The sequence below is a fragment of the Paenibacillus sp. SAFN-054 genome (assembly GCF_051966755.1).
GTDB lineage: Bacteria > Bacillota > Bacilli > Paenibacillales > Paenibacillaceae > Paenibacillus_AQ.
In genome coordinates this window covers 177,121-199,401 of record NZ_JBQCKS010000003.1, presented here as the reverse complement: position 1 = coordinate 199,401, position 22,281 = coordinate 177,121, and the positions used below count along the sequence as shown (strand labels likewise).

Annotated in this window: 17 protein-coding genes, 1 pseudogene and 1 other annotated feature; of the genes and pseudogenes, 6 read left to right on the top strand and 12 right to left on the bottom strand. The window is 53.6% G+C overall.

Translation table 11 applies throughout. The features are described 5' to 3' along the window. Nucleotide 1: 1 nt before the first annotated feature. Nucleotides 2–964 (bottom strand): 2-keto-3-deoxygluconate permease, encoded by a 963-nt coding sequence (locus ACTHPM_RS16770; protein WP_440396623.1) that lies wholly within the window; start codon nucleotides 962–964, stop codon nucleotides 2–4. Between the two features lie 171 nt (nucleotides 965–1,135). Next, nucleotides 1,136–2,794 (bottom strand): PrpR N-terminal domain-containing protein, encoded by a 1,659-nt coding sequence (locus ACTHPM_RS16765; RefSeq protein WP_440421611.1) that lies wholly within the window; start codon nucleotides 2,792–2,794, stop codon nucleotides 1,136–1,138. A gap of 289 nt (nucleotides 2,795–3,083) precedes the next feature. Between ACTHPM_RS16765 and ACTHPM_RS16760 the strand changes: the two genes are divergently transcribed. Continuing rightward, the gene (locus ACTHPM_RS16760; protein WP_440396625.1) at nucleotides 3,084–4,001 is read left to right on the top strand and encodes an aldo/keto reductase; all 918 of its coding nucleotides are present in this window, start codon (nucleotides 3,084–3,086) and stop codon (nucleotides 3,999–4,001) included. 115 nt (nucleotides 4,002–4,116) lie between these two features. Here the strand turns inward: ACTHPM_RS16760 and ACTHPM_RS16755 are convergent, their stop codons facing one another. The 6 genes from ACTHPM_RS16755 to ACTHPM_RS16730 all read right to left on the bottom strand — a co-directional run bounded on the left by ACTHPM_RS16755 (nucleotide 4,117) and on the right by ACTHPM_RS16730 (nucleotide 11,471). Next, nucleotides 4,117–5,505 (bottom strand): sugar porter family MFS transporter, encoded by a 1,389-nt coding sequence (locus ACTHPM_RS16755; RefSeq protein WP_440396626.1) that lies wholly within the window; start codon nucleotides 5,503–5,505, stop codon nucleotides 4,117–4,119. A gap of 251 nt (nucleotides 5,506–5,756) precedes the next feature. After that, nucleotides 5,757–7,109, bottom strand: a complete 1,353-nt coding sequence (locus ACTHPM_RS16750) for an AraC family transcriptional regulator (protein ID WP_440396627.1) — start codon at nucleotides 7,107–7,109, stop codon at nucleotides 5,757–5,759. Next, nucleotides 7,084–8,553, bottom strand: a complete 1,470-nt coding sequence (locus ACTHPM_RS16745) for a sensor histidine kinase (protein ID WP_440421609.1) — start codon at nucleotides 8,551–8,553, stop codon at nucleotides 7,084–7,086. Before ACTHPM_RS16745 ends, ACTHPM_RS16750 begins: the two co-directional genes overlap by 26 nt. Beyond that, nucleotides 8,550–9,536, bottom strand: a complete 987-nt coding sequence (locus tag ACTHPM_RS16740; RefSeq protein ID WP_440396629.1) for a substrate-binding domain-containing protein — start codon at nucleotides 9,534–9,536, stop codon at nucleotides 8,550–8,552. Before ACTHPM_RS16740 ends, ACTHPM_RS16745 begins: the two co-directional genes overlap by 4 nt. A 189-nt stretch (nucleotides 9,537–9,725) precedes the next feature. After that, nucleotides 9,726–10,532, bottom strand: coding sequence for a class I SAM-dependent methyltransferase (locus tag ACTHPM_RS16735; RefSeq protein ID WP_440396631.1), 807 nt, complete (start codon nucleotides 10,530–10,532; stop codon nucleotides 9,726–9,728). 54 nt (nucleotides 10,533–10,586) lie between these two features. Further along, nucleotides 10,587–10,818 (bottom strand) — a binding site (T-box leader). 164 nt (nucleotides 10,819–10,982) lie between these two features. After that, nucleotides 10,983–11,471: a pyridoxamine 5'-phosphate oxidase family protein gene (locus ACTHPM_RS16730; protein WP_440396632.1), complete on the bottom strand. Its 489-nt coding sequence runs from the start codon at nucleotides 11,469–11,471 to the stop codon at nucleotides 10,983–10,985. Between the two features lie 228 nt (nucleotides 11,472–11,699). Between ACTHPM_RS16730 and ACTHPM_RS16725 the strand changes: the two genes are divergently transcribed. Beyond that, nucleotides 11,700–13,166: an MDR family MFS transporter gene (locus tag ACTHPM_RS16725; RefSeq protein WP_440396633.1), complete on the top strand. Its 1,467-nt coding sequence runs from the start codon at nucleotides 11,700–11,702 to the stop codon at nucleotides 13,164–13,166. Between the two features lie 239 nt (nucleotides 13,167–13,405). Beyond that, nucleotides 13,406–13,810: pseudogene (mgsA, locus tag ACTHPM_RS16720) on the top strand (methylglyoxal synthase); the annotation flags it as partial. 176 nt (nucleotides 13,811–13,986) lie between these two features. Here the strand turns inward: mgsA and ACTHPM_RS16715 are convergent. Next, complete coding sequence (locus ACTHPM_RS16715; protein WP_440421607.1) at nucleotides 13,987–15,228, bottom strand: ATP-binding protein; 1,242 nt, start codon at nucleotides 15,226–15,228, stop codon at nucleotides 13,987–13,989. A 224-nt stretch (nucleotides 15,229–15,452) separates the two neighbouring features. Here ACTHPM_RS16715 and ACTHPM_RS16710 point away from each other — a divergent pair, with 224 nt between their 5' ends. Next, nucleotides 15,453–15,923, top strand: a complete 471-nt coding sequence (locus ACTHPM_RS16710; RefSeq protein WP_440396635.1) for a DinB family protein — start codon at nucleotides 15,453–15,455, stop codon at nucleotides 15,921–15,923. Between the two features lie 170 nt (nucleotides 15,924–16,093). Here ACTHPM_RS16710 and ACTHPM_RS16705 read toward each other — a convergent pair whose 3' ends face one another. Genes ACTHPM_RS16705 through ACTHPM_RS16695 form a run of 3 tightly spaced genes read right to left on the bottom strand, consistent with a single transcriptional unit; the run spans nucleotide 16,094 to nucleotide 19,900 of the window. After that, on the bottom strand, nucleotides 16,094–18,460 hold the full coding sequence (locus ACTHPM_RS16705; protein ID WP_440396636.1) for a carbohydrate-binding domain-containing protein: 2,367 nt from the start codon (nucleotides 18,458–18,460) through the stop codon (nucleotides 16,094–16,096). 22 nt (nucleotides 18,461–18,482) lie between these two features. After that, nucleotides 18,483–19,160: a DUF4956 domain-containing protein gene (locus ACTHPM_RS16700; protein ID WP_440396637.1), complete on the bottom strand. Its 678-nt coding sequence runs from the start codon at nucleotides 19,158–19,160 to the stop codon at nucleotides 18,483–18,485. After that, the gene (locus tag ACTHPM_RS16695) at nucleotides 19,157–19,900 is read right to left on the bottom strand and encodes a polyphosphate polymerase domain-containing protein (protein WP_440396638.1); all 744 of its coding nucleotides are present in this window, start codon (nucleotides 19,898–19,900) and stop codon (nucleotides 19,157–19,159) included. The genes ACTHPM_RS16700 and ACTHPM_RS16695 overlap by 4 nt, the downstream gene beginning before the upstream one ends. 267 nt (nucleotides 19,901–20,167) lie before the next feature. On the opposite strand from ACTHPM_RS16695, the gene ACTHPM_RS16690 reads away from it, so the two are divergent. Beyond that, nucleotides 20,168–20,845 carry a response regulator transcription factor gene (locus ACTHPM_RS16690; RefSeq protein ID WP_440396639.1) on the top strand — a complete coding sequence of 226 codons (678 nt, stop codon included), beginning with the start codon at nucleotides 20,168–20,170 and terminating at the stop codon, nucleotides 20,843–20,845. Continuing rightward, nucleotides 20,845–22,206 (top strand): sensor histidine kinase, encoded by a 1,362-nt coding sequence (locus tag ACTHPM_RS16685; RefSeq protein WP_440396640.1) that lies wholly within the window; start codon nucleotides 20,845–20,847, stop codon nucleotides 22,204–22,206. The genes ACTHPM_RS16690 and ACTHPM_RS16685 overlap by 1 nt, the downstream gene beginning before the upstream one ends. The last annotated feature ends 75 nt before the right edge of the window (nucleotides 22,207–22,281 follow it).

Sequence of the window (22,281 nt, the reverse complement as noted above, 5' to 3'; positions counted from 1 at the left end):
CCTATCCTTGTGCTTTCCGGCGCTGCGCCCGTTTGGCAAACCATGTGGTCAGGAGCGGTGTCAGAATCGCCGTCACGATAACTGCCGCGGTCACTTGCAGCGTTGCGGTGGCCGCAATGCTGCTGTAGCCGCTGTACACGGCAGCTACCGCTACAGGTACGGCAGCCGCGTTGCCCGCTGTCGAGGAGGCCGCGATCCCGGCGATGCCGTCGCCGCCTGTCAGACGGTCGATCAGGAAGAGCATGCCGCCTGTGATCACAACGACGCCAAGCCCCAAGATAATCCCGGAGGCGCCTGCTTTAACGACGTTGGCCAGGTTGATGCTTGCACCGATCGCCAGCGAGAAGAGTGGAATCATGACATCCTGGCCCTTACTGAGAAACTCGCGCATCTTCTCGTCCAGGTTGCCGAGAATCATGCCGAGAACGAGCGGCACAATCGCGAAGACGAACGCCATGATCGGGAAGCTGGCCAAGCCTGCCACACCCAGAATCAGCATCGTAAAGAACGGACCCGATTCCAGCGACATGATGGAATAAGCGGCGACATCCTCGGCCTTTTTGCCCAGCTGGCCCATCAGTGCCATGTACAGGCCGCCGTTTGTGTCCGAGAAGGCAGCGATAATCGCAAGCGCGGACAGACCCAGGAACAGATTGTTCTGATCCGGGAAAATGGCTTTGATCAGCAGGGCGATGATGAAGGTGGTTCCGATTTTACCGACCCAGAGACTGACGCCCTTTTTCAGAATGTAACCGGTTGCCTGAAAGCGAATCGTTGAACCCAAACAAATATAAAAAGCCGCCAGCAGCGCGGAGGTCCCTGTCAGGAGCCCGCCCGTAAATGAGCTTTTAAATTCAGGCGTATCAAAGATGCCCGGAAAAAACGTACGGATGATGGCGCCGATCAACAGTGGGATCAACATCATTCCGCCGGGAACCTTGTCTATGGCTGCCTTGATTTTCATAGCTGTCTCATCTCCTGTGTTGTATTTTTCAACAGTGCTACGTAATGATTGCGTTTACACCCATTATATTAATCGCTTACAAAACAAAATGCAACACTTTTGAGACTGTTAACGAGTAACAGATCAAAATCGTTGCATTTTTAAACAATTATTAAAATGTCAGGTATGAAGCTATTCCTTTAGTTTACGCCAAAGCGTGGAGCGATTGATTTGCAGCCGCTTTGCGGCTTTCGTTTGGTTGAAGCCCTCTTCCTCCAGCACCTTCTCGATGATTCGCTTCTCAATTTGCGCAAGCGTACCCTTCAGAAGTCTGGAGGATACGCCTCCCTCGCCATCTTTACGGCCCAGCAGCTGCTCGATTAACTCATGTCCGATGACATAACCCTTTTCAAGCATGACGGCTTCCTGCAGCAGTGCCCTCAGCTCCGAAACATTGCCGGGCCAGTTGTAATCCGCGAGCAGGCGGAATCCCTTCTCGGTCATCCGGATCGCCGAGGTCCCCAGTGTCTGGGTGAAATGGAGCAGGCATGACGTCACGAGCTCCCTCAGATCCTCTTTTCGTTCTGACAATGCAGGAATGTGAATCCGGATTATTCCATCATCATATATCCTATTCTCCCCAACCGGCTGCTCTTCAGTCATGGCGAAGATCAGGACCAACCCTCTGCTTCTCAAAGCCTCAATGTTCCGCAGGTGGGCTTCCTCCAATCGGTCCTCCAGCCGGTCAAAATCACAAATATACAAGGTTTTGATCTCGGCATCGATGCTCTCCGGACATACTTCCTTCAAATCCGGCGCCTTCACGGAAGCGAATAAGCCTTCGCCCGAAAACTTCCGGTCATGGATATAGCGGGCCAGCATTTTTTTGCCAGTGCCTCTTCCCCCGATCAGTACAAACCCATCGTAAGACAGGCTGCGTTCGACCATCGCCAGACAGGTGTTCATGGACTCGCTTTGATGGATGATCAGGGGCGCCGGGCTCCTGTCAACCTCCACTTTGTCACTTGCGGACGGATGAACCGGCTGCCGGATAAATTCGCAGACCAAACCTTGCGATCCGCCCACCTCGATCGGCGTTTTGATCACTTTGACCGGCTGCCCTTCCGGATCAGAGACATGAACGATTTCCTTACCGGGGCGGTCTAATAGAAACGCATCCTTGTCCAGTCCGATGGCCCCGGCCAACCTGGGGCTGAAATGCTGCCACTGCTCGTATACAACCTCACCTTGCCCGGATACAACCACGATATCCTCCGCCGCTACCTGCAGAACGGCCTTGTACCTTTCAATTTCCTGCCTTCCTGCCGACAACCAGCGGGCTACCGTCCTCGCCTCCTTGAACGCGTCAAAAAGGGACTCCCTCCCGGACTGGATCAAAATCCCGATCAGCCCCAGTCTCGATGCCGTTTCAAACGTAACGACGTCGCCCATAATCAGCTCATACCCTTCCTGCTTCAACCGGTGCAGCAGATCCTCGGTTTCATCCTCGTCATGAATGGTGAACATGTCAATCGGAATGTCGAGCAGATCAATAATCGCTTTGGCTCCGCCTGTGATGGCCGGAAATCCCACAATGGCCTTTTTCCTCGGAAAATCATTGGCCAGCGTAAGCACCCGGAGCATATCGTACCCCGAAACATGCACATCGATCACCGGGATTCTCACGGCCTCGCTAATCATTTTTGCCGTTCCGCCCCGGCTGATGATGACCTCGAACCCTTCCGCTTCCGCCTGCTTCGCCAGCTCCACGCCTTCCTGCAGGTTCCCGATCCGAATCTGAATATCCATATCGGTCTCCTGTTCACGGCACTCCTCAATTAACTTTTCCATTGCTGCGTATGGGGCCACGAATAGTGCTTTGATTGTCATCTTATTCACACCTATATCTCTTTATTTTTGTAGTTCAGTCATAGCATATTATCCGAAGCGTTGCAACGAACCGGGTGCCGCCGGTCCGGCTGGCTTACGGCAGCCTTCCGGCACGAAGCCGATTCTTAAGCGCTGCTTCTCCCACCCATATTGAAACCGCTCTCTGCGTGTGCAACAATAGACGGTGTAGGCGTCCTGCACGCCCCGCGTGTTATGGTGTATTACTTATCAAAAACGGAGGTACATAGGCATGAGAACGATGAAGCTGGGAACCAGTACGTTAGAGGTCCCTGTTGTTGCCGTAGGCTGCATGCGCATTGGGTCGCTGGACATGCAGCAAACCGAGCGCTTTGTTCAGACGGCGCTTGAAGAAGGGGCCAATTTCTTCGAGCATGCGGATATTTATGGCGGAGGCACGTCCGAGGAACGATTCGCGGAAGCCATCCATATGAGTCCCGGCGTGCGCGAAAACATCATTTTGCAATCCAAATGCGGCATCCGTCAAGGGATGTTCGATTTCTCCAAGGAGCATATCCTGAACTCGGTTGACGGCATTCTGAAGCGTCTTCAGACCGATTATCTGGACGTGCTGCTGCTGCACCGCCCGGATACGCTCGTGGAGCCGGAAGAGGTGGCCGAAGCCTTCGATCTGCTAGAGAGCTCCGGCAAAGTGCGCCACTTCGGCGTCTCCAACCAGAATCCGATGCAAATCCAGCTGCTGCAAAAGTATGTTAAGCAGCCGATCGTGGCCAATCAGCTCCAGCTCAGCATCACGAACACCACCATGATCTCCCAGGGCTTCAACGTGAACATGGAGAATGAAGCCGCCGTAAACCGGGACGGCAGCGTACTCGACTTCTGCCGGCTGCATGACATCACCATCCAGCCGTGGTCTCCGTTCCAATACGGATTCTTCGAAGGCGTGTTCCTAGACAACGATAAATTCCCGGAGCTGAATCAAAAAATTGATGAGGTTGCAGCCAACTACGGAGTCAGCAACACCACGATCGCCATCGCCTGGCTGCTTCGCCATCCGGCGAACATGCAGCCGGTGATCGGTACGATGAATATCGAGCGTCTGAAAGATTGCTGCAAAGCATCCGACATCCGCCTCACTCGGGAAGAATGGTATGCCATTTACCGCGCAGCGGGCAACATTCTTCCATAAAGTATAAAGACATCATAAAAGACATTATAACGAGCAAAAGGCACCCCGGCGGGTGCCTTTTGCTTGTATGTTATCCGTGTTGAACGACCCATTTATACGCTTCACACCGCCGCTTTTAAGCCTTTTTCGGGGCCCATAGCATTTCGATCTCCTCCAGAGATTTCTCCTTGGTCTCGGGAATGACGCGCCATGTAAAGATGACGGTAATCAGCGACATGATACCGAACACGCCGAAGGTCATCGCAGGACCCGCCGAAGTGAGCATCGGAGGGAAGGCCTGGGACACGACGTAGTCGGCTGCCCACAGCGCCATGGAGGCGATCGACGTCGCGATGCCGCGAACACGGTTCGGGAAGATTTCAGAGATAATCACCCAGACCACCGGTCCGAGGGAAACCGCAAAAGCGGCGACGTATATCAGAATAAAGATAAGCACGAGCGGACCCGAGGTATGCCCTGTTTGGAACGCGATTCCGATCACGGCCAGGCAAATGGTCATGGCGGCGGATCCGACAAGCAGCAGCACTTTGCGGCCCACTTTGTCGATCAGCCAAATGGCCAGAATCGTGAACAGGAAGTTGATCAAGCCGACAAGAATCGTTTGGATCAGCGCCGCATTCGTGCCTGCGCCGGTCTGCTTGAATATTTCCGGTGCGTAATACATGACGGCATTAATACCCGTCACCTGCTGCAGAATGGCCAGGCCTACGCCCACAACGAGAGCCATTCGAAGGCCCGGTTTGAACAACTGGCGGAACGTTCCGTTCTCCTGCTTGAACGATTCCTTGATATCGAGCACTTCCTGCTTGGCCAGCTCTTCGCCATGGATTCTAAGCAGAATCGGAAGCGACTCCGCTGCGCGCCCTTGCTTGATCAGCCATCTTGGGCTTTCCGGTACGAAGAACAACAGCACCAGGAACACGACGCCCGGAATGATGCCGAACGCGAACATCCAGCGCCACGCCGTGGAAATGTCCCAGGCATCGTCGCCGAGACCGGAGATCCACAGATTAACAAAGTAGACAAGGAAAATACCGGTTACGGTTGCCAGCTGATTCAGTGCGACCAGTCGGCCCCGGTATTTCGCAGGCGCAATCTCCGCATTATAGAGAGGGCACAGCGTTGACGTGATGCCAATTCCGATCCCGCCGACGATCCGGGCAATAATGAACCCGCTGAACGTATCGGGGATCGCCGAACCGATCGACCCGATAATGAATAGAATCGCGGCCGTGATCAGAATCTTCTTCCGGCCAAACTTCTCGCTCAGCACGCCGGTACTCAGCGCGCCGACGATACAGCCGATAATCAGGCTGGAAACGGCCCAGCCGACCTGAAACTCATTCAGGTCAAAGCGGTCCTTCATGAAACCAACCGCTCCCGACACTACCGCCGTGTCAAATCCGAACAGGAGTCCGCCGAGAGCGGCTACAATGGAAACCAAAGTAACGAACTTCATGCTGACTTGCTGTTGTCCGTCTTGTTCTTTTATATTTGAGCTCATCGTCTGATGTCCCTTCTTCGCTGAATTTGCTTCATGTGATCTTTACGTCATATTGCTTAAATTTATTGTAACACGGGCCTGGCGGGAGCTCGCTGCCCAATCCCTTCACTAATTTAAGTTATCCCAGCATAAAATTGCTCCGGGTTCCATCTGCGCCGCGCCGGAGCCGTAAGCCTAGCACGAATTCGTCTTCCAACCACAAAAAAATCCATGCCCGTCCGGCATGGACTCCCTTGTTCTCACCCTCGTTCCTATCGCAGCTGCATGCGGTACTCCGACGGCGTTACGCCCGTCACCTTCTTGAATACGCGGCTGAAATAATTGGGATCTTTATAGCCGACGGCATAGCATACCTCTTTCAGGCTGAGTTCGCCGTCTTTCATCATGTCCTTGGCTCTATCAATGCGCAGCCTCGTCACGTAGTCAATGAACGTCTCGCCGGTCTGCTGCTTGAATACCTTGCTGAAATAGTACGGATTCAGATGCACATGCTCCGCCACGTCTTCAAGCGACATGTCCTCCCGGAACCTTTCACGGATATATGCCAGGGCCCGGTCCAGCATATTGGAGGTGCTCTGTTCCCGTTCTTCGCGAATCTGACGGATGGCGAGCTCCACATAGGTGCTCTCTTCCGCGGCCTCGCCGCCGGGTTGCCGCATAACGGATGCCGGATCCACGCCGTTTTTTCCGGCCTTGGTCAATTCCTCGAAGGAGCAGATACTACCCCACCGGTTCTCGAATTTGGATGCAAAGACCGCCTCATAATAAGACCGGCGTATTCCCGCTGCTTGGGCCTGCACGGAACCGATGCCGACGGAAATCTGAATCCCGCATTGCTCTGAAAGCGCCTCAGCAAGCTTCGTGCCAAGCTGCAGGGCCCCTTCCCTGATCATTCGCTCCGCACTTTGCGGGGGTCCCAGCAGAAATACGGCCATATGGCTGTATACCATCGAGCTGACCACCGCGCCGCAGCGGTCCTTGGTCAGCTCATGCGTCATGGTTTTGACCGTATCGTACACCCGCTTCTTGTCGTCCCCGATGTCCGGGAAGGCCAGCACAATCCCGCATCCCTGGCGGATGGACAGGCCGAGCATGTCGGCGAGGTACTCTACCTCCGTTTCGTTCACCTGATCCGACATCAAGTGAAGGGCAATTTCCGTCTCCGCCAGCGGGAGCAGCTGAAAGAACTTGTCCCTGAGGGCCAGCTGCTCGTTCCGCAGCCTTTGGTCCTCACGGATTTCATGAACGAAACGCTCCAGCACAGCCGTGATCTGCTCCCGCTTGGCCGGCTTGACCAAATACTCCTGCACCCCGAGGGATAACGCCTGCTTGGCATATTCGAAGTACTCATAGGCGGTGATCAGGATCATTTTGACGCCGGGGTTGTGAGCCTTAATCTCCTTCAGCGCTTCCAGCCCTTGAATGCCGGGCATTCTCACGTCCATCATGACGATATGAGGATGCAGCTCCGACGCCTTCTGGATGGCGATGCGGCCATTCTCCGCGTGGATAATTTCGAAGGTGTCCGGCATCATCCGGTTGACGATCCATTCAATGCCCTCCCGCTCCAGCGCTTCATCATCCGCGATCAGTAGGCGATACATGTTCCTCCTCCTTTCCGGAAGCAGGGATGCGAATGAGGACCGTCGTCCCTTTTCCCTGCTCGCTTTGTATGTCGATCATATGTTTACGGTTATAAAACAACTCCAGCCGCCTGAACACGTTGCGCGTCCCAAGGCCGGTAGAATGTCCTTTCTCCTTGTCTTCCCGCGGATGCGGGCGCTCCGCATCATAGTGTAAAAGAGACTCCCGGACCTCCTCGCTCATTCCGATCCCGTTATCCGAGATCGCTATCCGGGTTTCGTCCGGCGAGTACTGAACAGCCAGCCTGATGACCGCCCCTTCCTCCATGCCTTCAATCGCATGCACGAAGATGTTCTCCAGAATCGGCTGCAGGGTCAGCACCGGTACCAACACATCCAGCCCTGCGTCATCAATCTGCGTTTCGAACCGGATCCGTTCGCGAAAACGCGCCTGCTGAATGACGAAATACTCCTTGGCATGCTCCACTTCATCCCGCAGGGGCACCGGACGGTCAAGCTGCCGCAGGTTGTACCGCAGCAGGTTCGACATCGACACGGTCAGGTCGCTTGTCCGCTCCGCGCCTTCGATCAAGGCCAGCTTGGACAGCACGTTCAGGGAATTGAAAAGGAAATGCGGATTGATCTGGTTCTGCAGCACTTCCAGTTCCAGCTCCTTCACGAGGCGGTCCTTCTCCAGTCCTTCCTTCTCCTTCAGGATCAGCTGCTTCAGGTTCTCCTGCATTTGCCCGAAAGCTTCCGACAGAATCCGGAACTCGTCATGAGGGCCCATCCGGGGAGGGGCGACCTGCAGATTGCCGGCGGAGATTTGCTCCGCCGTATTCACCAGCTCCTTTATGGGCCTCGTAATCCGCAGGGAAATCCAGTAAGCGAACAGTACGCTGATGAGCGTATTCGTAATAAATACCGCAATCCCCCACACATTCATGACTTCCGTCTGCGTGAGGATTTTCCGGTAGAATGGCTGATAATAGCTGAGCTCCTGATCGATCAACTGATAGGCTTCTTCCTGGATGAATGACGCGGTCTTCTCTGCCTCCGCATAGGAGGCGGCATAGGCCAGTGGCGTTCGGCTGCTCAATGCATCCATCACGGCTTGCTCCTGGATAACAAACGTATCCAGCAGATGCCCGAAGCTTCGAACGGTCAGCTCGGTGGAAGCAAGCGCACGCTGCCCGGCAAAGCTCGATTGCAGCCTTTTCAACTCATTATTCTGGTTCTGATAGGAAGCTAGGCTTTGCTTGCTGCGATCCATGATGTAGACGCTCATGGCGCGCAGGTTCTCCCCCGTCTTCTCATCAATCTGTTTGTATAATAATACCCGGTCCAGCATCAGATTATAGCTCTGCTGAACCGTCCGGCCGCTTTGAAAAATAAAGAAGGATGCCGCATTGTTCAAAATAAACAGGAGGGGAATGACAATGAATAGCATTCGGCGCATATTCATCGGCCGCTCCCTCCAGTCTGCAGCTGCTTGCGATCCAGAATATTCGCAGGGACGAAGTGCTGCCCCGAAATCTTCTTCCCGCGAAACACTTGATCCAATAAGCGCACCGACGCTGCACCGATTTCTGCCGGCTGCTGTACGATCGAAGCGCGGATGGTTCCTTCGCCGATCCCCTTCCGCGTCGCTTCCATATCGTCAAAGCCGTATACGCGAATACCCTCCTTGCCCGCCGCCTGTATCCCTTCGAGAATGCCGGCAGCGTCCAAAGCGCTGAAGCCCACGATCACGCGAATGTCCCCGTGCTGCTTCAGCATCGCCTCCGTCTGCTTTGCCGCCCCAATTCGCGATATATTCGACGAGCGGACGTCGGCGATCTTCAAACCAGGTTTGTTCGAAATCGCGGAACGAAAGCCCTCCAGTCGAAGCCTCTGATTATCAGCCATTTCGCTGCCGATAATGACGCCGATGCTGCCGCTGTTCTCTTCCAGCACCAGCTCTCCCATCTGTTTGCCCGCCTCCAGATTATCGGTTCCGACATAGGCCAGCCGCCGGCTATCCGGCTCGTCCGCATCCACGGCCAGCACTGGAATTCCTTGCTCTACCGCTTTATTCATGAGAAGGCCGTAATCCAGATCGCCCATGCCCTGAGCCAGAATCGCATCCGGCTTCGCTGCGATCGCTTTCTCCAGAAGCCTCCGCTGCTCCTCCGGATTAATCCGGATCGGCCCCATGTAATCGATTTGCATCCCGAGCTTGCCCGCGGCATCGCTTGCCCCTTGCTCCATCTCCCGCCAGAACGGGTTATCGAGCTCCTGCGCAATGAGGACCACATGCTTGACCGCTGCGGCCTGTTCGGACTTATCCGGCCCCATACGCCGCACCAAATCGTCCACCTTTGTCGTGGAAGCAAAAAAGCGGGCAAGAACAAAACCAAAAATCAGCACGAGAACCGTCAGGCCGAGCAGCCACTTGCGGTTTGACATGTTCTTATCCATCCTCTCCTGATGCGCGCGTTCTCTTATTTATTTTACCCATTCGAATAGTATATCATTTCAGCGGAAGACAAGTATTCAAGACAGCTGTTGTTCATACAGATCCCGTGCTGGATTCCGGTCATAACAGAACCCTGATTCAACCGGAGGAACATGGGGCATCCTATTCGTTTGCTGCTTCTATGTTCTTTTACCGATATACAGCAAGTGGGATGAAACGCCCAATATGGACGGATCATTCGCGACGGAAATGAGAAAATCAATCAACGGGCCATACTCGCCGCGCCGGACCCAATACTGCTTCTGTTCATCCGACAATAGAGCTCCGATGCTGGAAGAACCGATCAAATTCACCGATTCGAATCCATGCGCCTCCATAAAAGGCTTGATCTCATGGACGTGAGCATAATAGGCTCCTGTAAATCTCCCGGGATCCTGATGATTGAACACTCCGGTTTCAAAGAATTCCCCTATCGCTTCCATGCTGTCATTCGGCTTCCAAAACTGCGGATGCTGCAGCGAGGTAACGGCCATACGCATCCGGCTTTGAAAGGCCACGAACACGATGCCGCCCGATCTGGTGACGCGGTGCAGCTCCCTGACGGCCGCTACCCGCTCCTCCTCTTTTTGCAAATGGTAGAGCGGACCCAGCATCAGAGAGGCATCGTACGCCTCCGATGCTATACCCTCCAAATGCGTGGCGTTCAAGACGTGGAAGCCTTGAAACTGCCCGGCCACCCCTTCCTCTTCCGCCTTCTGCCTTGCTATATCAACCAGTCTTGGCGTTAAGTCGGACAGCGTAACGCGGTGTCCAAGCTTCGCCAGCTCCATGGCGTATTTGCCCGGTCCTGCGCCGTTATCTAGCACGGATGCGGAATCCGCAAGATACCGCTTGATAAAATGCAGGTTAATCAAGAACTCCATCGGCTCCCGATCCAGCCTTCCCCATTCATCGAAATGCGAGTAATACTCGATCACCTTTTCCATTTCCAGCACGCTCCCAACCGGTTATTTGGTAAAAAAAGAAAAACCCGCCGCCTCCAAAGAGGCGACAGGTTGAACCCTCGCGGTACCACTCTTCTTGATCGCTGCTGAACGCAAAATCAAACAACGAATCTCCAAACCCGTATAACGGGGGTCAGCCGTTAAGACCTACTTCTTCTTCGATCCTACCGCTCCTGGGCGAGTTCAGGAAACAACGGACTGCCTTGCACCTTCCGGCAGCTCTCTATACCGCAGCGACTCCTTACTGATCCCATTCACTTGCGTTTCATTATGTAATTGGTAATCAGTATATATTTTACAAATATTACCGTCAAGATAAATAGGTAAGCGTTGTCCCTTCTAGACCAGTTCACTTTTTTAAGCACATCAAAAAGCCGGCCCCGTACCCAGGACCGGCTATTCATCTGTTAAGGCAGGTTAACCCCTGCTGGATTAGCCCAGTTCCACGGTTTTGTTCATATCCATGTCCTTGGAGTCCTTGCCCGTCATCTTTTTGAATAGATTTTTGACCATTTTGGTTTTGTTGCCCGTTTCCCAATATTCAGCCGTCTCCGCCTTGATCTTGATCAGGACCAAGCTCGGATCGTCATAAGGAACCTCAAGCAGCTTCTCATATGCCGCGTTCCAGAACTCTTTTACCTTGGAGGGGTCCTGCAGCAGCTCGGCTTCGCCGCGGATCGATACGTACGACTTGCCTACATACGACACGTTCACGCTCGGGTTTTGCTGGAGCTCCCGATATTTATTGGTGTCCTTCTTCGTCAGGAACCACAGGTCACCGTCAAACTCGACCTCCTGGGTTTTCATCGGGCGCGATACGAGTCCTTGTCCTGTCAGGGTCGTAAGCATGGCGGTATCGATTCCTTTGATCAAATCACGCACCGTTTCGACAGCCTCTGGATTGGCTACTGGTGTATTCATCAATGTGATCACCTCATTTACATTTTATCGAGCCGAATACGCACGAAAAGAACGTGCTTTAGCATGAAATAGTATGTACTTATGTATTAAACAGAATTCAGTAGCGACAAACTCGGGCCCGCCTCCCCGTTCAAATCAACCCAATTAACGTTGACGTTAACGTTATTATTTAATATGCTACATAGATGTCCACAAGAACGAAACCACTAGATTGCTGGAGGAGAGAAATTGAGTATTCAAGGAGAACGATCTGCTCCGTTCTGGAGCATTATCATTGCCGTTTTTTTCGGTAATTTCATGGCTACGCTGAGCACGACCAGCATTAACGTGGCTTTACCTGTATTTATGAATAATTTCCACGCCGAGCTGAACACCGTCCAGTGGATGATGTCCGGCTTCATGCTGGCAACGGGCGTCATCGCCCCCATCATCGGCTTTATGGGCGATAAGCTCAGCTACAAGCGTCTTTATGTATTCGCACTGCTCGGGTTCACCCTCACATCGGCACTCTGTACCTTTGCCTGGAGCATGGAGTCCCTGATTGCATTCCGGATCATGCAGGGTCTCTGCAGCGGTGTGATCATGCCTACCACCATGACGATCATCTATCAGTTCATCCAAAAAGACAAACAGACGATCGGGATTGGCTTATGGAGCGTATCGTCCATGCTCGCACCTGCCTTCGGCCCAACGCTCGGAGGTTGGCTAACCGAGTATTTCGGATGGAAATCCCTGTTTATCATGAATCTGCCGATTGGTTTGATAGCCATTCTGATGGCAATGAAGTTCATTCCTTATCAAAAAATCGGCGGCGCAGTTAAGCTCGACGTGGTTGGTTTCATTGCGGTCATCCTCGGAACCAGCTCGCTTCTGCTCACCTTTAGCCAAGGCCATAACTGGGGCTGGACGTCTTGGAAGACGATCACGCTTCTTGTAGCCGGCATCGCGATCGTCGCATATTTCATCGTTCGTACGCTGAGGGTCCATGCGCCGCTGCTCAACCTTCGGGTATTCAAGATCCCGAGGTTCACGTTCAGCCTGATCATTAACTGCATTATTACGATCTCGCTGTACGCCGCTACATTCCTGGTTCCGATCTATATGCAGAATATTCAGCACGCGAATACCCTGCACACCGGTCTGGTCATGCTGCCGGGCACCGTGCTGCTCGCCATCCTATCCTTTATTGTCGGGAAAATATACGACCGGGTGGGGCCGTTCCGCCTGATCCTGATCGGTGTTCTCATCATGGGCATCGCCACATGGGAGCTCAGCCGCCTAAGCCTGGCCTCCACCACGTTGTTCATTACACTCTGGCTGGCGATTCGTTACATCGGCATCGCCCTGTGCAACATGCCCGTCACGAACGCTGCCATGGCGGCCGTGCCCAGCAAGTTTGCCGGGCATGCTTCGGCGGTGACCAACTGGATCCGGCAAGGAACGGCGGCGCTGTCGGTCAGCATTTTCAGCAGCATCCTATCATCCAGAACCTTAACCCATCTCCGCCAAGATGGAGGTGCCGGCACCAAACATGCGTCTGAGCTTGCCCTTTCCCAGTCCGTGCAGGATGTCTTTATCGTCGGAACGGCGCTGGTCGTCGTATCGATCCCGTTTCTGTTCCTGCTGCGGAAAAAGCATCATCCCGTAAGCGAAGAGCTGCTGGTTCCAAGAGCCGCCGAGTCAGCATCTATATAATCCCACAAGCCCTGAGGACGCAAGGTCTTCAGGGCTTGTTCGTGTCACCCACTTAATATGAATACGGATCTGAATAGGCAGATCTGATTAATCCAGGGTCACGTCATAATCATGTTATATATATTAACAAATAACAGGTATTTCACTGGTTTTTTACTAAATAATCATTGTTTAGATTGAAATTAAGGTGTATTATGTTAAATAAAATAACATTAAATTTGGAGTGGGATGGTGGTTTTATGAAAGTGGCTTTTGTTGCTCATGATCACAAGAAAGCGGAAATGGTCCAGTTTGTCATGGCTTATCAGTCTTTGTTCGAAGATCATACGTTATTCGCCACAGGTACAACAGGCAAATGTATCATGGAAAATACCACCCTCGATATTGTCAGATTCATGTCAGGTCCGCTCGGAGGCGACCAGCAGATCGGAGCCTTGGTTGCCCAAAATGAACTGGATTTGCTGCTGTTCTTCCGGGACCCCCTGGTTTCACAGCCGCATGAACCTGATATTACGGCCCTGCTCCGTTTATGTGATGTATACGGCATTCCCGTCGCGACCAACATGGCTACCGCCGAGCTGCTTGTTCATGCGCTGGAGCGGGGAGATTTCAGCTGGCGCGAGATTATTCATCAATGCCGCCCCTCGAATGTTGCCCACCGGTCCATTAAACCCCATGAATCCAAAACCGCTGCGCAGATCAAGTTCAGCAGCGAGGCCAGCCTGTCTGCCGCGGAATCCTGATGGCCTTTTCAGCCTATACAACAACACCCGAAAAAGCCGGCCCGTAGATCCGGAGCCGGTTTTTTCGACTTGATGACTTATGTCGGGATCGTAATCAAGAACGTTGTCCCTTTGCCCTTTTCACTCTTGACCTCGATGCTTCCCCTGACTTTATTGATCGTGCTGTAGACCATGAGCATGCCCAGCCCGGTCCCTTCCTCTTTGGTAGAATAATACGGCTTGCCAAGACGTGATATCTCCTCCTTAGTCATGCCGATGCCGGTGTCCCCGATACGGATCATAATATTTCGTTTCTTCTCCCATATCTCAATGGATAGCGTGCCACCGCCCGTTTCTTTCATCGCCTCAATGGCGTTTTTGTACAGATTAATGAAGCACTGCTGGATCTGGTTCTGATCGTAATGTTTGTTCAGTGTGTTGTTGAAGCTGTAGTTGACCTCGACCTCATGAATTGTAGCGTAAGGCAGTATGATGTTTTTCGTATACTCAAGCTCCTCGCTCATGTTCGAATAGACCATATTATCCGATTGCGGTTTGGCAAAGGAAAGATAATCGCTGACGATTTTTTCCGCCCGTTTGAGCTCCAGCAGGGACAACTCCACATATTCCTTTTCAACCTGCGTGATGGTCCGGGATTTATTCAACAATTGCAGAAAGCCGGAAGTAACCGTAAGGGGATTTCGGATTTCGTGGGATACGCTGGCGGCCAGCTCGCTGACCACATTCAGCCTGTCCGATTGCATGAGACGTTCGCGGCTTTTGGTATTGGATATGATTTTTTCGATAAGGATCATAATGACGCACGTGACTCCCGCATACGTCGTCACCGCGTTCAGGGCGAGTATCCAGAACTGCCAGTCCACCGTCATCCGTGAAAAGCTGAGCGTGAACAGGTAAAATCCGATCGCCAGAACGGAGGTCAACGTTGCCCAGGCAATGCGGCGTTTGGAAGATAGCTTCACGAATCTCCTGCTATATAAAGGCACCAAAATCATCATGATCGTGGCAAACAGGAAGGACTGCATCGTCCCCTCACCGCCTACATAAAACCGGCAAACATTCAAGATGACATATAAGGGAAACACGTGTTTAAACCCTCCGAAAAGGGCGACGATAATAAACGGAATGTATCTTAAGTCGAAAATAAATCCGATCTCCAGTTTGAAGGGCTTGGCAATACATAGAATCATCGTTACGGCCGACAGCAATACAAGCGCCTTTTGATTGAACGCAACGGTTCTATTCTCAAAAAATATCAGAAATGCAACAACCGGAAACAAGAGAAACAAGAAATTGAGCAGCAGCGTTTCGAACAACATATAACTTCCTTTCAGCCTTTGGTGAACCCTCCATCGCGTCTTATCTAAATGTGAAAAGATGGATGTCAGGTTATAGCCATCTATAGAAGGTTACGCCAATCCTATACTATAAGTAAAGATAAACCTGAGGGAGGATTCCCCTTCAGACTAGCGAATTGTTCTACAAACCTGCAAACGGAGCAATCATGTAATGACTTATTCCGCAATAACAAGGAGGGTAATTCATGAGTAATGAAAGCCAACAGCAATTCGAACGGTGGCAGAGGCACCGCACAGTCTTGACTCAACTGCTTCAGGACATCCGGAGCGAGCATTTGGATTACAAACCGTGGAAGGACGCCCTGACCTTGGGGGCATTAGCCGTTCATATAGCGGCCTCCTCGGAGATGTTCCTGCGGTCCATCCAAAATGGTTCGTTCACCCCGCCTTCCATCCCCGTAGAATTTGAAACCATCGAAGATGTGAGAAACATCGTGCAGGCATCGACTGAGTTGTCCAAAGCGCTTTTCGCTGATCAGTCCAATACGCAATTGAACCAACCTCTGAGCTTTAACGGTTTCACTGCGCCGGGAAAAGTATGGTTGGAGAATATGGTTGACCATGAAATCCATCATAAGGGTCAGCTGTTTACTTATGTGCGGGCCGTTGGCATTGAGAAGGTTCCCTTCTTTATAGTTCAGCCGCCAAAGCCGTAACGGATTCAGCGATTGACGTAAAAGCGGGCTGGCCGGGCTTAAAGCACGACTCCTTGCCCGTCATCCTCACAAACAAAGAGCCGGTTTTCCTGCGGATATTCTCAGGAAAACCGGCTCTTTCATATAAAGGAATAGGATCGTGAGGAATCCCTTCATTTCTTCTTGTTATGTTATGTGGAGGATTGATCCGTCCCTGACGTCGTGCTGCCGGAGTTTGAAGCCGCCCCGTCTTGATTGGTGGCGGTGCCTTGGCCGTTAGCACCGCTTTGGCCCGCAGATCCTCCACGGCCTCGGCCGCCACCGAATCCGCCTTGGCCCCGGCCGCCGCCGAATCTGCCTCCGCCCGTCGTTACACCGGACTCATTGACGTAAGTGACGGTGTCGCCGAGCTTAAAGCTGACGACCTTCGTCCCGCCTGTGAGCTGGCCTTTTTCATACAGTCCGCCTTTGGAAGCCCCTGTCGATTTGCCACCCGTGTAGAACGTGTACGTCTCGCCCGACTTCAGATCCGGAGAAGACATCACGATGGACTGAATATCCTTGGCAGGCGCAAAGCTCAGGACAGGCGTACCCTTGCTGTCAGACAGCGTGACCAGCGTGCCTGCCTTCACGGTGCTTGGGAACGTCATCTGCACCGCGCGCTGCGATGAGGATTCGGAAGGCGCTTGCGCCATGCCTGCGCTTCCTGCAGCAACCAGCAGACCGCCGGACTGTACGAAGGTGCCGTCATAATCCAGAGCTCCATTGCCGTTCGAGCTTGGGCCGTTCACCAGCACGGTACCGCCGGTCATCGTGATGGAGCCGTTGGCATCCAGACCGTCGCCTTCCGCGTCCACTGTCAGGTAGCCGCCGCTGATCGCCAGCTTCGCGGTGCCTGAGCCTGCGCCCGGACCGCCGCTCGGAATGGCCGGTGGACCTTGGTCTTCCGCTGGCTCTCCCTTACTTGCTGCAGTACCCGCGGCCTTGTCGCCCGTCTTCGAGGAAGCTCCCGCCTGCGCCTGATCGCCGCTTGGCGCTTGATCCGGCATGCCTGCCGGCGGTTCGCCGCCGAACATCCCGCCGGGGCCTTCGCCGCTGCCGCTGCCGTCGGAAGCATTCACGCCGTCGTCGCTCGCAACGACATGTACTTCTCCGCCGGAGATGCTAATATCCGCAGCCTCAATGCCTTCATAGCTCTTCTTGATGTTCAGCGTGCCGCCCGAAATGACGATCGATACGTCGCCATGAATGCCGTCATCCCCGGAACTCAGGGCCAGCTGGCCGCCCGAAATCAGAATGCTGCCGTTGCTGTGCACCGTATCGTCAGCCGAATCGATGCTGAACGTACCACCCGTCACCGCAATGCCGGCTTCGGCTTTGAGCCCTTTCATGCTCTTGGACTCGCTCTCTTCATCGCCTGCCTGCGCGGCATCCGTAGCGGTTGCGGCGCTGCTGCTTTCAGCGGCTGCCGCATTCCTCTCCGATGCGGCGGATGTGCCCTTCGCATCTGCAGCCGCATCGCTGCCTGCGTTCTGAGCGTCCTTCTGCCCGCCTGCGGCTCCGCTTCCCTTCTGGCCGCCGAAATCAGGACGCCCCATGGGCTTCTCCTCCTGATGCGGCTCCGCGTTCGCGCTTCCGCCGCCGTTCACCATCTCGTAGGTTCCGCCGTCGATCAGGAGCGTGGCAGCTGCCTGGAATCCGTCGCTGCCGGATTCGATCTGGAACATGCCATCCTCGATGACCAGGTATCCTTTGTCCTTCTCGCCGTCATATGTCGTCTTGAAGCCGTCTCCGCCTGCATTGACGTGGATGGTGCCCGATTTGACGGCAGCCAGGTCGCGGCCGATGATGCCGTCGTCTGCTGCATTGACGTTCAAAGTGCCGCTGACGATTTTCAAATCGTCCTTGCTCGTGATGCCGTCCTTATAGTTACCCTGCACGGTCAGCTTACCCGTACCGTTGATCGTCAGATCCTTCTGGCTGAACAGGGCCGCCGTCGGTGCATCCTCCGATGTATCCGCGTAGGCTTTTCCGTCCGACAAGGTATTGCTCGTTTCCTTGTTCAGCGTCAGCACGGTTTTGCCGGCCTTTTTGACCTGAATGGCAGGGCCGTCCGGACTTACAATCTGCGCACCGTTCAGCACCACATGCACGATGTCGTCTTCGCCTGCATCGATCACGATGCTGCCGTCCGTCAGCTTGCCGCTGACCACATACGTTCCGGCCGCGGAAATCGTCACGTCGCCGCCGCTTGCCTTCGCACCTTCACCGGTAACGGTCGCGCTCGTGCCGCTCAGCGTTATCGTCGTCGCCTCCCCGGCTTTCCAATCGGTGTTCGTGTCGTCGTTGTCATACTCTACCAAATCCTTGATTTGGAATCCCGCCAGCTTGGCATTGGCCGTGCTTGCATCCACCGACGCTGCCGTATCCGAATCGGCCGCCGCTGCCGCATTGCTTTCAGGCATCGTGCCGCTTGCCGCATTGGTCGTGCAGCCGGAGGCCAGCATGGCTGACAGAATCAGAATCGCCGTCAATTTCGTTTTATAAGATGGGTTCATTCGTATAACCTCTTTTCGTTTATTATTCCTGCACCGCAGGGTTCATCGTCAGGGTAATGTCCAGGTTGCCGTTGCGGGTCCGGATGGCATCCAGAAACTCCTTCTGGTTCGTGCCGGGTCCCATTTGAATCGAATAAACGACTTCATAGAGGCTGCCGAGCTCGGTCGTTTTAACCTTTTTCAGCTCGTAACCGACGTTATGATTGCGGAAGACCTCTTCAAACGCTTCCTCATAGCCCAGATTTTCCGGTATGGTAACCTTTAGCGTTTTGAAAGCGTCTTTTCGCGTGCCGAACTTGATCAGCTTCAGAACGTACATCAGCGCGCAGAGGATGATCGTGAACAGCACGGCGTAGCCGAAAGCGCCGACGCCGGCCGACAGACCGGCCGCCATGGAGAACAGCACGTAGGAAATATCCTTGGAGTCGCCGGGCGCGCTCCGGAACCGGATGATGGAGAACGCTCCCGCCAGGCTGAAGGCACGGGCGATGTTGCTGCCGATGAGCATGATGATGATGGCCACAATGGCGGGCAGCACCATCATCGTCAAGGTGAAGCTTGGGGAATAGGCTTGCTGTGTCTTCATATACGTAAAGCTGATGATGGTACCCAGCACGATGGCGACCGCCAGTGTCAGAAGCGCATGCGATAAAGATAGGGTCGTGTCCGCAGCGGACGAAGCAAAGATGGATTCAATCATAAAACAACTCTCTCCCTTTCAACGATCGGTGCATTTCGAATCGATTTTTTATATTCATTGCCATACTTGGAGAAGCTTGTACGGTACATCTGGTGTTCGGACAGCATCTTGGACAGCCACACCGGAATGGTCTTCTCGGCTTTAACCTCCATGAGCCACTGTCCCCGCTCCATCAGCTGCTCGCCGTAATCGCCGGCCTCGAGCCTTAAGTCATACCGCCGCGAGCGGATGTTGGTGTCGAAGGTAATCCGCAGATCCCGGTTGCCCTTGCAGAACAAGGCGATGCGGTCATAGGCCAGATAAACCATCGGCTGCAGCTCGTACCGACTCAGGAAATACTCGATCTCGCGGATCACCTGCTGATTCATGCCCTTGCGGTATTCGGGCGCTTGACCGGTCCGGACGAACTCATAAGCTTCATGGAGCCTCAGCGACGTTCTTCTTTTGTTGACCAGGCCGGACACCTTTTTCTTCAGCTCCAGATACACCTTGGCATCGCTGCCCGGCACGCCGTAGGACCGAATCCGCAGCTTCTCCCTGTATTTGGGCTTGGCCAAACTGGTGCGGATGAGCGAGTGATGCTCCGTATCGTAATACAGGTTGCTGATAGTGTAGAACTTATCGTCCTTGTTGTTCTCATCGGGTTCCATATATGCCATCAGGTCATTGTAAATGTCGTAAAAAGCCTTCGTGTCCATCAAATATTTGTTTTCATAACGGTTGAATACTTCAATCGCCATCGCTTTCCGATACTCCTTTCGCCGGTAAGAATTGTTCATGTTTCCCTTCCATGTCTGTAGCTTAACCCCCCAACCTTTAACGAAGCTTAAACACACGGATGACATTCCGTTAACGTTCGATTGAGACAAGGCCTGGCCCGGGTAATGAAGGAAACCCCCTCGCGACAAGGAGAGAAGATTAAGGGGAAGATTAAGGTTGATTAAAGGTTCGCTTCCTATAATGGGCATGCAACAGCGTTTCATCACGGGACGAAGGAGAGACATACCATGCGCATATTAATCGTTGAAGACGAGGTGCACCTTGCGGAGGCACTGACCCAAATATTGAGAAAAAACCATTACTCCGTGGATGCCGTTCACGAAGGCCGGGCGGGTTTGGACCATGCCCTTAGCGGTATTTATGACCTGCTGCTGCTCGATATCATGCTGCCGGAAATGGACGGCATCACGCTGCTGAAGACGCTGCGTTCTGAGGGGATCGCCACCCCGGTCATCATGCTTACCGCCAAAGGGGAGACCTCGGATACCATCGCCGGGCTGGACTGCGGGGCGGACGACTATATTGCGAAGCCCTTTTCGACAGGGGAGCTGCTGGCCCGGATCCGGGCAGCCCTGCGACGAAAGGGCGAAGTGATCCCCGAAGACGGATTGAAATTCGGCGATATCGAGCTGAACACCTCGACGCTGAAGCTGAGCTGCCAAGGAAAAGAACTAAAGCTGATTCTGAAAGAAAGCGAGCTGCTGGAGCTGCTGATGACGAGGAAGCAGGCGGTCACATCCAAAGAGCAGATGATCGAGAAGCTGTGGGGCTTTGATTCGGAGGCTGAACACAACAATGTGGAGGTATACATTTCATTTCTGCGGAAAAAGCTGACCTTCTTGAATGCATCCGTGCGGATTAACACCATTCGAGGCGTGGGTTATGTACTGGAGGCTGGCATCTGATGTTCAACAAGCTGCGCAACCGGTTCCTGCTTATGAATATGGTCATCATTACCATCATCATGCTGGTCGCCTTCGCGGCGATTTATACGATTACGTACCAAAACGTGCACCGCGACATCCAAATGGACCTGCTTCGCGTTTCGGACCTTTACCATAAGAATGTCGGCAAGAATGCCGGCGGTCGGCAAGGAGCTCCCGGGGATGGCGCGTCCCGAAATCCGGCCAGCGGCCCTTCGGGAGGATGGACGGATCCAGGCGGCACACCCTCTACAGAAGACGAAGACATGCCCGGGGATGGCGCCGACTTGTCCAAACCCCGGGTTGGAGGACAGAATCCTCCGCCCGAGCTGTCGGTTTCCTTTGCCCTGAAGACGGACCGGGAGTGGAATATCCTCTCGGTCAATTCCCGGTTCGATATGGATGATGATTTTTATGAGAGTGCGAGGGACGAAGCGGCCGCGCATCCAGGCGAGGTGGGGCAATTCACGCTGGAGGACACGCGGTGGGCGTACACCGTGAAGAAGGGCGCGGACGGTTATACGATCGTGTTTCTGGACGTCACCGCGCAGCTGAAAATCACCACTAACCTGATCTACACCTTCTCGGTCGTGGCCCTGGTCATGCTGGTCGTCATCTATGTGACGAGCCGCTATTTTGCCAATCGCTCGATCGCCCCGGTCCAGGAAGCCTTCGACAAGCAGAAACGCTTTATCGCCGATGCCTCCCATGAGCTGAAAACACCGCTGGCTGTCATCAACACCAACGCAGACGTGCTTCTGGCCACCAGCGAGGAAACCATCGAGTCGCAGTCCAAATGGCTCCAGCGCATCAAGTCGGAAACCGAGCGCATGAAGACGCTCACGAACGATCTGTTGTATCTCACCCAAATGGACGACGCCCAAAGCCGGCGGATCTTCATTCCCTTTGATCTGAGCGAAGCCGTGGAAGGCGTCATTCTGACCATGGAAGCCATTATTTTCGAGAAGGAAATCTCATTCACCTATGACATCGAACCGGGCCATATGATGACGGGAAGCAGCGAGCAGATCAAGCAGGTGGTCATGATTTTGCTGGATAACGCCATCAAGTATGTTAATCCGCAAGGGTCAATCCATCTCGATTTGAAAAAGCAGCATAACCATCTGCTGCTGATCGTGAGCAATACGGGCGCGGGGATCGCTCCCGATCATCTGGAGCGCATCTTTGACCGCTTTTACCGTATCGACTCCTCCCGCTCACGCAAGCATGGCGGATACGGACTCGGGCTTGCGATTGCCAAGTCGATCGTGGAGCAGCATAAGGGAAAGATCTATGCGAGAAGCGTGCCCAACGAAAAAACCTGTTTTTATGTGCAGCTGTAAAATGAGCTGAAGATTATCCCGCATTTCCTTGACTCCATGCGGAATTCTTACAGCCAGGTGTGAAAAACCCCCAAA